The 13147-nt window shown below is 39.1% G+C and carries 11 protein-coding genes; 6 read left to right on the forward strand and 5 right to left on the reverse strand.

Annotation, left to right across the window (positions count from 1 at the left end; all coding sequences use genetic code 11):
* Positions 1-27: 27 nt before the first annotated feature.
* Positions 28-1023: an amidase domain-containing protein gene (locus ABE099_RS12835; RefSeq protein WP_430031254.1), complete on the reverse strand. Its 996-nt coding sequence runs from the start codon at positions 1021-1023 to the stop codon at positions 28-30.
* Between the two features lie 168 nt (positions 1024-1191).
* Here ABE099_RS12835 and acnA point away from each other — a divergent pair, with 168 nt between their 5' ends.
* Together acnA and ABE099_RS12845 are read left to right on the forward strand one after the other, a co-directional pair.
* On the forward strand, positions 1192-3903 hold the full coding sequence (gene acnA / locus ABE099_RS12840; protein ID WP_430031257.1) for an aconitate hydratase AcnA: 2712 nt from the start codon (positions 1192-1194) through the stop codon (positions 3901-3903).
* Positions 3904-4288: 385 nt separating this feature from the next.
* Entirely contained in the window at positions 4289-4936 is a 648-nt protein-coding gene (locus tag ABE099_RS12845) for a hypothetical protein (protein ID WP_430031260.1), read from the forward strand.
* A gap of 22 nt (positions 4937-4958) precedes the next feature.
* Here the strand turns inward: ABE099_RS12845 and ABE099_RS12850 are convergent, their stop codons facing one another.
* Positions 4959-6032 (reverse strand): pectinesterase family protein, encoded by a 1074-nt coding sequence (locus ABE099_RS12850; protein WP_430031262.1) that lies wholly within the window; start codon positions 6030-6032, stop codon positions 4959-4961.
* Between the two features lie 175 nt (positions 6033-6207).
* On the opposite strand from ABE099_RS12850, the gene ABE099_RS12855 reads away from it, so the two are divergent.
* Complete coding sequence (locus tag ABE099_RS12855) at positions 6208-7110, forward strand: helix-turn-helix domain-containing protein (protein ID WP_430031264.1); 903 nt, start codon at positions 6208-6210, stop codon at positions 7108-7110.
* 5 nt (positions 7111-7115) lie between these two features.
* Here ABE099_RS12855 and ABE099_RS12860 read toward each other — a convergent pair whose 3' ends face one another.
* The 3 genes from ABE099_RS12860 to ABE099_RS12870 form a co-directional block, all read right to left on the reverse strand.
* Complete coding sequence (locus ABE099_RS12860) at positions 7116-7547, reverse strand: hypothetical protein (protein WP_430031266.1); 432 nt, start codon at positions 7545-7547, stop codon at positions 7116-7118.
* Between the two features lie 18 nt (positions 7548-7565).
* Positions 7566-8666, reverse strand: a complete 1101-nt coding sequence (gene rsgA / locus ABE099_RS12865; protein WP_430031268.1) for a ribosome small subunit-dependent GTPase A — start codon at positions 8664-8666, stop codon at positions 7566-7568.
* Positions 8667-9090: 424 nt separating this feature from the next.
* Positions 9091-9615, reverse strand: a complete 525-nt coding sequence (locus tag ABE099_RS12870) for an NAD(P)H-dependent oxidoreductase (protein WP_430031271.1) — start codon at positions 9613-9615, stop codon at positions 9091-9093.
* 380 nt (positions 9616-9995) lie between these two features.
* Between ABE099_RS12870 and ABE099_RS12875 the strand changes: the two genes are divergently transcribed.
* The 3 genes from ABE099_RS12875 to ABE099_RS12885 are packed head-to-tail and all read left to right on the forward strand — an operon-like array spanning position 9996 to position 13143.
* A complete protein-coding gene (locus ABE099_RS12875) occupies positions 9996-10382 on the forward strand; it encodes a GntR family transcriptional regulator (protein ID WP_430031274.1) in 387 nt (128 codons plus the stop codon).
* An 11-nt stretch (positions 10383-10393) separates the two neighbouring features.
* On the forward strand, positions 10394-11497 hold the full coding sequence (locus ABE099_RS12880; protein ID WP_430031276.1) for a DUF1648 domain-containing protein: 1104 nt from the start codon (positions 10394-10396) through the stop codon (positions 11495-11497).
* Positions 11498-11556: 59 nt separating this feature from the next.
* On the forward strand, positions 11557-13143 hold the full coding sequence (locus ABE099_RS12885) for a stalk domain-containing protein (protein ID WP_430031278.1): 1587 nt from the start codon (positions 11557-11559) through the stop codon (positions 13141-13143).
* The last annotated feature ends 4 nt before the right edge of the window (positions 13144-13147 follow it).

Below are 13147 nucleotides of genomic sequence, written 5' to 3' on the forward strand. Positions count from 1 at the left end.
TTTAACATCTCTCTTCTATGTTTTTAATTAGAACCAATCCGCAATATGGAAAAAGCGATATACTGTTTGTTCTGTCCAGGCGTAGGAATCTTTATAATCCCAGTAACGATGCCTGCTAGGTACAGTATTGGCATTCACAAGTGGCATTCCGCCAGCGTCAAAGGCAGTCACAATTGTACTATGCTGGTACCGTCCGTCACCATCCCAATCATAAAAAATGACGTCACCAAGCTCTAACTGCTCTGCACGTTCAACTACGGTAGCTCTTAGTCCTGTCGTGCTCGTGGACAAATACCGCTCTAAAGCGGCGGATACAGCCCAGCTAAAGCTCCACTGCTCTTGCCCATTTACATAACCTTTGTACCACCAACCTGTTTCCCTTTTTCCAGTATAATTTATTGGGGCTCCACCTGCAAAGAGGCATTGAGAGACATAGTTCGTACAATTGACTTCAAATTCCGCAAATTCAGGATTAAAGCTATCCCACCATCGATCTGCATACGCTACCGCATCCTGACGACGATATGCGATGCTTCTACCACTGTAGCCTAATAGCCCTGTATTTAAAAATGGCGCGGGGATACGTGTTGGCGTTTCTTCATTTAAGGGTTGCACAGGTGGTTGAGGCACACTTTTCGCTTCTGGTACAAAAATAAATACCTTTGTAATTAACCAATCTTGCCCATCTCGTTGCAAAATAAGCTGGTGATGCTCAACAATTTGCTCCTGATGCGATATGCCTCCTTTTTCATAGGAAGTATTTCTCGCCAACTGCAAATCAATTTCGACCTCCCCTTCCCCTCGCTTCGACTGAGAGAGCAGCTTCGCCTTCGTCTCATTGCGTAAAGGGGTTGCACCACGAGCCTCATACCATGAAGATAATCTAGCCTTACGATCCCCACTTTTAAGCAAATAATTAAGGTCCGTAATCTTTGTTTCATTTTGTCTTGTTTCATAATTAACCTGATCCCGATTATATTGATTCACGTACATCGATAACGTTTGTCTCCAGCCTTCATTCATCAATATGCCCTCCTCCCTAATTCCTTCCATGTATATGAAAAAAGCAGAGTCAGTATGAAGAACTGGCAGTAAAAAGTTCTTTACTAAACCATTGAAACGACATTATACTAATTATAGTGTGTTTTTTGGAATTGTGTTTCACAGAATGAAACTTAGGAGGTTTTTTGAATGTCCAACACTTCTTTTTTTTCCATATCCCGTCCCCTTGAGGTAAACGGGAAACAATACCATTATTACGATTTACAAGCTCTGGAAGAGCAAGGATTCGGAAGTATTTCTAAATTGCCTTTCTCCATTAAAGTGTTATTAGAAGCCGCAGTCCGTCAATTTGATGGTAGAGCGATTACAGAAGAACATGTAAAGCAAATCGCCACTTGGGGTGATGCAAAGGATCATAACAAGGAGATTCCGTTTATTCCTGCGCGTATCGTTCTTCAGGATTTTACAGGCGTACCGGTTGTTGTTGATCTTGCTGCCATGCGTGATACAGTCAAAAAAGCAGGTGGCGATCCGAAACAAATTAATCCACTTGTCCCTGTAGACCTTGTTATTGACCATTCTGTCATGGTTGATGCCTTCGGAACACCAGATGCGCTTGAATATAATATGAACGTTGAGTTTGAACGGAATGAAGAGCGTTACCGTTTCTTGCGTTGGGCGCAAACGGCGTTTGATAATTTCCGTGCAGTTCCACCCGCTACAGGAATTGTTCACCAAGTTAACCTTGAATACTTAGCATCCGTAGCAGCTACAAAAACGGTAGATGGCAAAACGTTAGTATTCCCTGATTCCCTTGTTGGAACAGATTCCCATACTACGATGATCAACGGACTTGGTGTCGTTGGTTGGGGTGTTGGTGGAATTGAAGCCGAAGCAGGTATGTTAGGTCAGCCATTATACTTTGTAACACCAGAGGTTATTGGCTTTAAGCTTAAAGGCTCCTTGGCAGAAGGCGCTACTGCTACTGACTTAGCCTTAACTGTTACGCAAATTTTGCGTAAAAAAGGTGTTGTTGGTAAATTTGTTGAGTTCTTTGGACCGGGATTAGCAAATATTAGCTTGGCAGACCGTGCGACAGTGGCTAACATGGCACCTGAGTATGGTGCAACAGTAGGTTACTTCCCAGTAGATGATGAAACACTAAACTATTTAAGCAGCACAGGTCGCTCTGAGGAGCAGGTTGAGCTTGTGAAGCAATATTACAAAGCCCAAGGCATGTTCCGAACAGCGGCAACACCTGATCCAACCTTTACAGATATTATTGAATTGGATTTAGCTACGGTTGTACCGAGTCTTGCAGGACCTAAACGTCCGCAGGATCGGATCGAGCTTACAAACATGAAGCAAGAATTTAATGATATTATTCGTACCCCGATTGACAAGGGTGGTTATGGATTAAGTGAAGATAAATTAAATGAAGAGATTCAGATTACGCACACAGATGGCAACACAAGCAAGCTAAAAGCTGGCGCTGTCGTGATCGCTGCAATCACAAGCTGTACAAACACATCGAACCCAAGTGTAATGGTCGGTGCAGGCCTTCTTGCGAAAAAAGCAGTACAGCGTGGTTTAACCAAACCTGGTTATGTAAAAAGTAGCTTAACGCCTGGTTCACTTGTTGTTACTGAATACTTGCAAAAAGCTGGCCTAATTGAACCGCTTGAGAAGCTTGGATTTAACGTGGCTGGTTACGGCTGTGCAACTTGTATCGGTAACTCTGGCCCTCTTCCTGAAGAGGTAAGTGCTGCAATTACTGACAATGATCTAACTGTAGCCGCAGTCTTGTCTGGTAACCGTAACTTTGAAGGACGTGTACACGCACAGGTAAAAGCAAACTATCTTGCTTCACCACCGCTTGTTGTGGCTTATGCGTTAGCAGGAACAGTAAACATCGACTTGCAAACAGAGCCGTTAGGTTATGATCAGCAAGGTGAACCTGTATATTTGAAGGACATTTGGCCTTCTTCCCAAGAAATTAAGGAAACGATTAACGCTGCGTTAGATGCTAATATGTTCCGTAGCAAATACGAAAAAGTGTTTACCCAAAATGAGCGTTGGAATGCGATTGATGTGCCTAAAGGTGAATTGTATGAGTGGGATAATAAATCAACGTATATTCAAAACCCACCATTCTTTGAGAAAATTACAGATGGCTTGCAGGATATTTGTAATATTAAAGAAGCAAAAGTACTTGCTCTACTAGGCGATTCTGTAACGACAGACCACATCTCTCCAGCAGGTAGCATTGCACCATCAAGTCCAGCAGGCGAATACTTGAAGGATAACGGTGTAGAACGTAAGGACTTCAATTCCTACGGTTCCCGCCGTGGTAATCATGAGGTGATGATGCGTGGTACTTTTGCCAACATCCGTATACGTAACTCTGTAGCTCCTGGGACAGAAGGTGGCGTAACGAAATATTTGCCTAAAGACGAGGTTATGTCGATCTATGACGCTTCCATGTTGTATCAAAAGCATGGTCAAAACTTAGTCGTAATTGCAGGCAAAGAATACGGTACAGGAAGCTCACGTGACTGGGCAGCCAAAGGAACCTACCTGCTTGGTGTAAAAGCGGTTATCGCAGAAAGCTTCGAGCGTATTCACCGCAGTAATCTTGTTGGTATGGGTGTGTTGCCACTTCAATTCCAAGAAGGTCAAAGCTGGAAGCAGCTTGGTATTGATGGCACAGAAACGTTCCACATCCATGGCTTGAATAACGAAGTACAGCCAGGTCAAAAGCTTAGTGTCACCGCAGTACGTCAAGATGGCAGTGGCTTTGATTTCACTGTTGTGGCTAGATTAGACAGTATGGTCGATGTAGATTACTATCATAACGGTGGTATTTTGCAAACTGTATTGCGTCAAATGATCGGGCAATAAGCTACTAACAAAAATTAGTGGTTGAAATGATGTAGATGGTAGCTACGAGACAGAGGGTTCTTCCGATCATTGTTAAAACCAGATTCCTTATTATTCATAAACCTTGATGGTTGAAATCCGGTTTTAAGAGATGAACGTTCCTCTTCTCCAGAATCCCTCTGTCCCTTCGCTAGGTTAGGGTATTATCAACCAATAATTTTAATGATGAACCTTATTTAATAGAATTAAATAATAATTTAAAAGGCGATGCATTCCACTGTAATCTTACAGGGCGCATCGCCTTTTTCACGCAATTTTCAACCTTTTTTTAGTTTATAGGGTGTTTATTGGAAATTTTTCAATGAATCTCTCGTTTATATACTTGTAACGCATAGGAGGGAAACATATGAAAAATAGAAAAAATAGATATAGGAGAAACGTTACTGTTATTGCAGCTACACTACTCATCATTTCGTTATTCAAATTTGCAAGTGATAAAGGAGAGACAGAGGCAAACGGCGTAAAATATATTAATTCTTCGGCAAAAGTGATCAATTACTTTGATTTTAATGACCTAGAAACCTCCACAGAATTGATTGTAATTGGCACTAAGGATCGTATTGAGAATGAGTATATTGAACGAGATGATATGGGAGATGTTATTGGTTATGGTACAAAATCGGCAATAAAAATTAATAAAATTTTTAAATCTAAAAACAAAGAGATTACGATTGGTAGTTATATTACTGTCCTTGAAAATGGTGCAACAGAACAAACGAACAAAGGGACTATAGTTTATGGGGTCGAAGGCTACCAGTTAATGAATGAAAAGGAAGAGTATCTTCTTTTCCTAGATAAAAGCCTTACCGACCCCAATCTCTATTTTATAAAAGGTGTTTATTATGGAAAGATACCTTTGAAGCAACCAAGCAAGAGTAAACTACAAAGTAAAGATGATGCTAGCCCTTATGATTTTCAATATAAAGGTGAAGTCACAGAGAAGTTAGAACAAATCTTCACGGATGCATTAATCAAATATAAAAATGAATTATGAAATGTAAGACTGGCCAATACCATCATTTGTATGGATTCCAGCCATCATTCCCAGCCAGAACGGAATACACATTAATGCCTGATGCCTGTTGCGGCGATAATGTACTAGCCCATCTCACACGTGCTCTTTTATTCCAGCCTGGACCACTATTGTTAAACTCAGCATAACGTGCTGTTTTTTCATTCGCTGCATCGTTCCAGTTGTTCCAGCCTTCAGGTCTGATATGGCCATCCATCCAAGTCGTCATAAATATCACTGCACTATACGGACGCCATGGACGACCTAAATAAACCTGATAACCTGCTCCAGGGGTTTGTGTTAGTCTACAATCAATAAATACGTAGCCGTATTTTGCGCCTGCATCGGTGGAAGCCGCTGTTATATACCCATTTCCAACACTTCTAATCTCACTATTTTTAAATACAGCGGTAGCACCACCAAAAATAAAGTCAACGGTCCCTTCAATGTAGCAGTTTTCATACAACTGTCTGCCGCTATGAGCATATAACGTATCTTGATACCCTAACATACGAACATTACGGAACGTTGCACGGTCACTAGCGACATAAATGGCAACGGCTTGACCTGCGTTTCGACCAGCAGTGTTGCTGAAGGTTATATTTTCAGCATGAAAATCCTTGGAGCGAACCGTTGTGCTTGCACTTTTTGTTGTTCCCCCTGCGCTACTATTTGTATCATTAAAGGTCAATATTGTGTTGCTAGCTGATTCACCTATAAGCCGAATACTTGGTTTGGAGGAAGGAATATTAATTTTCTCATAATAGGTTCCCTTTTTAATTTGAATTTTGTATTGGGTGTTGCCCCCCGATGGAATGGAATTGATGGCAGATTGCACGGTTTTAAATTGACCCGAGCCATTACGATCCACAACTATTGTTTTTTGAGTAGCATTTATTGTGGCTGCATTAAATACTATTGCTTCCGATGGCTCTAGTGAGGGTACTGGCCCCATCGCCTCCACTGCCTCCATAGGTAAAACTAGGCTGCATAACATAATCAAAAGTGCTTGTGTAACTAACCTTCTTTTCCAACTTGATTTTTTACTTGTAGGCAACTTGTCCGTTTTCAACCTCATCATATACACCCTTTCAATTTACATAATTAGATTTAATTTACATTTACCTTCGTTTTTAAGTATAGTACAGATAGGTAGATTAAATTTTGTATATCTTGTTATGAACACGTTTTCATTTTGCTTTTTTTGTCATGTTAAGAAAGACAATGTTGAGCCTCAAAAGGAGAATTGCGATATGATTACGTTAAATATGCCCGCGCCTGACATTTCTATTAATACACATACCTTCTCTATTAAACATCTTCAAACTCACCAAACTCTTCATACTAGGCCGCAGCAAGGGGAACATTTCGTCCCAACTTCCCCCTCCTATGAAATTAATTATGTACTTCGTGGAACAACAACCTGTTGGATTCCCAATAAGGCGGTCACCTTAAAGCAAGGAGATCTATTACTTATACCTCCTTTCCACCTAAATCACACTAAAAAGCAACCCCATTTCGAATCTCCCCAACCTGACCTCTGTGAGCAAATACATATTAACTTTGCCGCTGCTTTTATAGAAAATGATCTATCACGTTCATCTCTACCTTTATTGGAAGACACAAAAAAACCATCTATCGTTCACTTTAACTTAAACGAACAGATGGCTATAGAAGAGTTATTTTTTAAAATATTAAATGAAACGAACACTTCCGAAATTGGAAGGATTGATATGATTAGAGTGTTACTTATTGCGCTTCTTATTCATATTTACCGTATACAACAACAACAATTACAAGCTAGTAAAGAGAGAACTAACCAACATCCTCTATATTCAGTCATTACTGAAATAACTTCCTATTTAAATTTGTATTTTTATGAGCAACATACATTGGACAGTTTAGCACAAGCTTTTTATGTTAGTCCCTCTCATTTGAGCCGAGTATTTAAGCAAATTACTGGATATCGTTTTTGTGATTACCTGCAAAATATCCGAATTCGTGAGGCAAAAAAACTACTGCGAGAAACAAATTTACCGATTCATGTCATTAGTGACCTCGTTGGTTATACACATACTTCAAACTTTAATGTTAGCTTCAAAAGAATATTAGGACACACTCCAAGGAACTATCGGAGAGGGTACAAGAAGCTATAGAACCATTACAGGTCAAAATACCACACCAAAAATGCATTAAAGCTATCCCATTGTGGCTTTAGCTCACCCTTTTGAAATCGATACCACTCTTCGCCTAAGCTAAGCCGTAAAACCGCACCACTTTGACGATGATAGAAAAAGCCGTATTCTCCTTCAAAGCTATCTAGTGGAATATAAGCTTCAGGTAAGTGTAAAGTCTCATGCGCACTTGTCACATTAAGCGTATAATTTGTGTTTACCATAAACCAGCCAATATGATATAGCTCTTTATTTCTACTTAAAAAGGTAGGTCCATCCTCTACATGCAAATAAAACTTAGCAAAGTCAGAATCAGGCGGAATATTTAGCTTCATTAAAGCTTGCTCATACTCCTGTGAAGCGTCCTCATACCACCAGTTTTTACTTTTACAAAAATCAATTAGTTGTTGAGATAACATCAATACGCTCCCTTCACTTTATTCCCAGTCCTGTGGAGTGAGTTTACGAGATTTATTAGGCTTTTTCTTAGTTCCTTTTGCCTTCATCATCTCCTGCTGACGTTGCTTATTAGCCTGAAATTTGAGCTCGCGTGAGGTACGATGATAATTTGCTAACCGAGAGGGTTCAAGCTCTCCTTGTTGAATAGCATTTTGAACCGCACAACCAAGCTCCTGTTCATGCTTACAGTCACGAAACCTACACAGCTTAGCTAACTCATCAATTTCTGTAAATACATTTGATACCCCAGTTCCCCCATCATCCCATAAATGTAGCTCACGCATTCCAGGTGTGTCAATCAAAGCTGCACCACTTGGTAAAGTGAAGATTTCGCGATGTGTTGTTGTATGTCTACCTTTACTATCCTGCTCCCGTATATCCTGTGTCAGCTGGATTTCACTGCCAGACAATCGATTTAACAAGGTTGATTTACCACAACCCGACGAGCCAGTTAAAGCACAAGTAACTCCCGATGTTAAATAGGAGTCAAGCTGCTCCATCCCTTCATTTTGCAAGGCACTAACCGCAATAACATCTACACCAACCGCTGTTTGCTTCACTTCTGCAATATAGTCTTCAAGTTGATCACATAAATCTGTTTTACTAAGTAAAACAACAGGTGTAACTCCACTATTCCAAGCCATAATTAAATAACGTTCTAATCTTCGTAAATTAAAATCATGGTTTAAAGCCATTACCAGAAATAACACATCTACATTTGAAGCAACGATCTGCTCCTTAATTTCGTTACCAGCCGCTTGTCTAGAAACCTGACTATAACGTGGTAAAATATGATGAATGCTTGCGGCTCCATCTCCTTTTCTAATTTCCACCGCTACCCAATCACCTACAACAGGCAACTCTTGCGCTCCTCCCTCTTGAATCCCATATCTGAATTTACCCGTTACTTCTCCCCACAACTCGCCTTCAGAAGTAATTAACGTATATTTCTGACCATAATCCGCAAGTACGCGTGCAGGCGACAATGTAGCGCTACTACCGTAATGCTCCTTCCAACTACTACTTACATGTAAATTCCAACCATAACGTTCTAATGTTTCCTCTGTAAATTTATCCATAAATCCTCCCTTTTTTTGCAACACAAAAAGACCGCGAAAATCACACCTCGCAGTCTACTCTCATTGTTACACACATAAAAAAGACCGCAAAAGCGTTAGCTCTCCCGGTCTCATTGACATTTAGAATTTAGCAAATCGTAATTACTAAATAGTAATTTAGTAAATTAACTCACTTTAAATCAACATTTAAATGAATTGGGCTTGAGCTATTTAATGAAATTGTATAGGCTACCGACATTGTAACAATCACGTTCATTTTCACCTTTTTCATTTCACACAGCTCCTTCCTAAATTCATTTATAGTGTTAGTTTATTCAGTACAAGAAATAAAGTCAACACATCTGCGCCCAACTAAATGATTATAGCCATTTTTTACTGGAACTAGCCCAAACGAGCGTATCGTAGCTTCCAGCTTCAATTGTTGTCAAATACTGATTATCTTACCCACATATGGCTTTACCGCAACCTCCAGCTCTTCATCTGTAATAACAGAAGCTCCGTATAATACGTTGTGTGGTAATAATTTCATTTCGATTAAGTTACTTGTTGCCTCGTAAGGTCTTAAAAGCTCTTCGATTGTAAATTTGTTACGTCCTTCTGGTGTATAGTTTTCCTTCACGCTACCAGTAGTGATCGAAATTAGCAGCTCCTTGCCCCGAAGTGCAACCGCTTCTGGAGAACCATATGCCCAGCCATAAACAATGACCTCATCAATCCACTTTTTCAAAAGGGGTGGTGAGCTATACCAATAAAAGGGGAATTGAAACACAATACGATCATGAGCTTCAACAAGGGCTTGCTCTCTTGCAACATCAAGCTGCTCATTTGGATAAGCTTCATACAGATTGTGAATCGTCACATCTTCTTTTCCTTGTAATTCGTTTACTACTCTACTGTTCAAGCGGGATTGCTCAAAATGTGGGTGAGCCAAAATAACTAGTGTACGCATACATAATCCATCCTTTCTAATATCACTATTATATCGCAATTTAATCTACAACAAACGGTTTTACTCGCAAGCATCAATAAAATCAAATTGATTCACAGTAGGTCTGGTGATAATGTGTATAAATTGTTAACATCATTATCAATATTTAAGTAAATTAAATAAAAAATTTCATTTCTGTGGATAATTTCAATTTTACACTTTTTATTATCCACAAAAATGACATAGAAGAAGTTACTTTAATTTATTTATCCACAACACCTTTTAATAAAGGTTATGGAATGCCTTTTATTCATTATCTTTGTATAAACTTCAAAATTATATTGTATTTTCCCCTCTATCTGTTATAGTTGATATATAACAGTTAACATGGAGGCTTAAAAATGATTATTAACTTAGATATGCAATCCGAGCTTCCTATTTACTCTCAGCTTGTTTATCAAATTATAGAGGGTGTCGCGAGTGGGGAATTACAGCTTGGGGAAGCATTACCGTCTGTCCGAAACTTAGCGGCAGACATAGGTGTAAACCTGCACACCGTAAATAAGGCTTATACCCTGCTTAAACAAGACGGTTACATTCAGATTCATCGACAAAAAGGGGTTGTTGTTAACCCTGAGGGCATGCCACCAATCACTGATGATTTCCTAAATAAGCAACGTCAGGAATTAAGACCAATCATTGCCGAAGCATTGTGCCGGGGGATGAGTAAGGAAGAGTTAGGCACCGTATTGAGTGATATATATGAGGAAATTAAACATCCCTATTAGGAGTGATTTTGATGCAACTATTTATTTTATTACCCATTCTATTTATTATTGTTCCTTTAGTGCTGATGCTCTCCTTTATCCCTTATATGACAAGAGAAACCGTCAGCTTTGGTGTTACGGTTAGTGAATTTCATTATTTTAGTCCAACCTTACGTGCACTTCGGCGCAAGTATGCTGCTTATAGTCTTATTGGAGCTAGTGTGATTATACTGTCCTGTCTTTACTTTCTAATCTCACAAAGTGAGCAATCAAGATCCATTATTAGTATAATTGGTGTAGTCGTCTTTACTGCTTATTATGTTACATTAAATATTTTATTTAATTATAAAATGAAGTTAATCAAGCAATCCCTTCCGGTTCAAGCAACAACGACGCAAAAAATAATGGTAGATACTTCTTTTCGACAGCAGAAATTAACGCATTCTAATTATTGGTTTGCTATTCCTTTTACGATTGTCATCATTATGGCAATCATTACGCTTCTTAACTATGATGCCTTACCTAATGTCATCCCAATGAAATATGATTTACAAGGTAACGTAACCTCAAGCACATCCAAAACCTATTTATCTGTAATGGGATTAAGCTTGGTGCAGCTTGCAACAATTGGGTTAATGATGTTTGTGAATTGGAGTATTAAAAAAAGTAAACAACAGTTATCTGTAACTGACCCTACTACGTTTGCGGTAAAAAACATAAAATTCCGTAGAAGATGGTCATTATTTACGATTGTTACTAGCTTTTTACTCACCCTTTTATTCGCGATGATTCAAATTAATATGATAGTTCCAAATCCGTTACTTTTAAAGTTGGTAAGCTTCACCATACCAGTTCTCATTATATTAGGTGCCTTACTTATTTCTCTACTAAGTAGACAAGGTGGAGGAGACCTCCGTAAGCCTAACAACGAAAAGGAGTTATCCCAATCACCCCCAGTTAATGATGATATCCATTGGAAGCTAGGATACATTTATTTTAATCGTAACGATCCTTCCTTTTCGATCGAAAAACGGAATGGAATTGGTTGGACTCTTAACTTCGCACATCCATTAAGTTGGGTAATTCTAATTGCAATTATTGCGTTCATCATAATAAGCTCACTTCTTAGTAAGTAACTTATTTTGAGATATATTATTCATAGTATTTAGATTTTTAAATTTGGGGAGGTAACAAAATGAATTCTTGGAAAAAGCTATTCGTATCTGTAATGTCTGTCTGTATGCTAATACCTATCTCTTCGCTATCAGCGGCAGAGCTAGGTGAGCAACCAGCAAAATCACTTGTCCCTATTCGTGCATTTGCGCAGGACAATGGAGCAAAGCTGTCATGGGAAGCATCAACTAAGAAAATTACATTAGAAAAAAACAAAACTACACTGGTACTAACCATTGGAAAGAAAGATGCAGTTTTAAATGGTAAAACATTATCACTTGAGCAACCTATCCAAGTTACGAAAGGAACAGCTTATGTGGACGAGGACTTTATGAAGCAAGCATTAGCAGAAGCACCTGAGGATATTTTTATTGATTTGTTAAGTAAAGGTGAGGGTACTGAGGCAGCAAAATATGTTAACACTAATGCAGCAGAGGCACTTCCTACCCCTTTACTTAATCAGTTATGGAAATCGTTAGAGCAGCAATTAGGACCAATAACAAAGCAACCTACTTCAAAAAAAGTGGCACAAGATAGCGTTCATCGCAATATTACTTATACCTTTACTTCCAAAGCTAGTCCGCTAACTGTAATCGTTAGAATGGATGCAAATGGGCTTATAGATGATTTATTTGTATCCCCTGCAACACCTGATGTTTATCAAAAGCCAAGCTATGATCACCCTGATGCTTATACAGAAGAGGCAATTACGGTTGGGGAAGGTAAATTTGCTTTACCAGGTACTTTAACGTTACCGAAGGGCGACGGACCTTTTCCTGTTGTCATTCTTGTACATGGTTCAGGGACCAATGATCGGGACGAATCCATCGGTGGAGGAAAACCTTTCCGTGATATTGCAGTAGGTCTTGCTTCTCAAGGCATTGCAACAGTAAGGTACGATAAATTAACTTATACGCACAGTTATAAGGTTGCAGCACAACCTAAGTTTACTTTAAAGCAAGAAACAGTAGATGATGCAAACCGAGCGGTACAATTTATAAAATCCAATAAAAAAATTGATCCTAAGGCGATTTTCGTAGCGGGGCATAGTCAAGGTGGATTTGCATTACCTTTAATTATTGCAAACGATACAGAGCATGATATTGCTGGTGGAATATCAATAGCAGGTCCAAGCACCTCCTTTGCAGATGTTCTTATCGAGCAGACAGATGGTTTAGTCGCTAGAGCGAAGGAGCTTGGCATTGACGCAAAGCCATATGAACAACAAGCTAAATTTTACCAAGGAATCGCAACGATGGTGAAGGATACGAAATATTCAAAAGATAATCTACCTAAAGATTTCCCAATTCCATCCTCATATTGGTGGTTTGAGCAAAGAGATTATGTGCCAACAGAGTTAGCTAAAACACAAAATACACCATTACTCATTCTTCAAGGGGAAAATGATATACAGGTGTCCATGAATCAATTTAAAGGTTGGAAAACAGCATTACAAACTCATACGAATGTAAGCTTCAAAAGTTATCCTAACGTCAATCATATTTTAGCAAGCTATGGCAAGCCATCAATCGGTCAAGAATATTTACAGCCTTCAAATGTGTTTGAGCCAATCATTCAGGACATTGCTAAATGGGTATTACGCAAGTAGTGAT

The sequence above is a fragment of the Paenibacillus turicensis genome (genome assembly GCF_050461185.1).
GTDB lineage: Bacteria > Bacillota > Bacilli > Paenibacillales > Paenibacillaceae > Fontibacillus > Fontibacillus turicensis_A.

Excerpts from the sequence above, each read along its gene's own strand:
- ABE099_RS12835 (WP_430031254.1), bottom strand. The coding sequence starts at position 1,023 with ATGAATGAAGGCTGGAGACAAACGTTATCGATGTACGTGAATCAATAT.
- acnA (WP_430031257.1), top strand. The coding sequence starts at position 1,192 with ATGTCCAACACTTCTTTTTTTTCCATATCCCGTCCCCTTGAGGTAAAC.
- ABE099_RS12845 (WP_430031260.1), top strand. The coding sequence starts at position 4,289 with ATGAAAAATAGAAAAAATAGATATAGGAGAAACGTTACTGTTATTGCA.
- ABE099_RS12850 (WP_430031262.1), bottom strand. The coding sequence starts at position 6,032 with ATGAGGTTGAAAACGGACAAGTTGCCTACAAGTAAAAAATCAAGTTGG.
- ABE099_RS12855 (WP_430031264.1), top strand. The coding sequence starts at position 6,208 with ATGATTACGTTAAATATGCCCGCGCCTGACATTTCTATTAATACACAT.
- ABE099_RS12860 (WP_430031266.1), bottom strand. The coding sequence starts at position 7,547 with ATGTTATCTCAACAACTAATTGATTTTTGTAAAAGTAAAAACTGGTGG.
- rsgA (WP_430031268.1), bottom strand. The coding sequence starts at position 8,666 with ATGGATAAATTTACAGAGGAAACATTAGAACGTTATGGTTGGAATTTA.
- ABE099_RS12870 (WP_430031271.1), bottom strand. The coding sequence starts at position 9,615 with ATGCGTACACTAGTTATTTTGGCTCACCCACATTTTGAGCAATCCCGC.
- ABE099_RS12875 (WP_430031274.1), top strand. The coding sequence starts at position 9,996 with ATGATTATTAACTTAGATATGCAATCCGAGCTTCCTATTTACTCTCAG.
- ABE099_RS12880 (WP_430031276.1), top strand. The coding sequence starts at position 10,394 with ATGCAACTATTTATTTTATTACCCATTCTATTTATTATTGTTCCTTTA.
- ABE099_RS12885 (WP_430031278.1), top strand. The coding sequence starts at position 11,557 with ATGAATTCTTGGAAAAAGCTATTCGTATCTGTAATGTCTGTCTGTATG.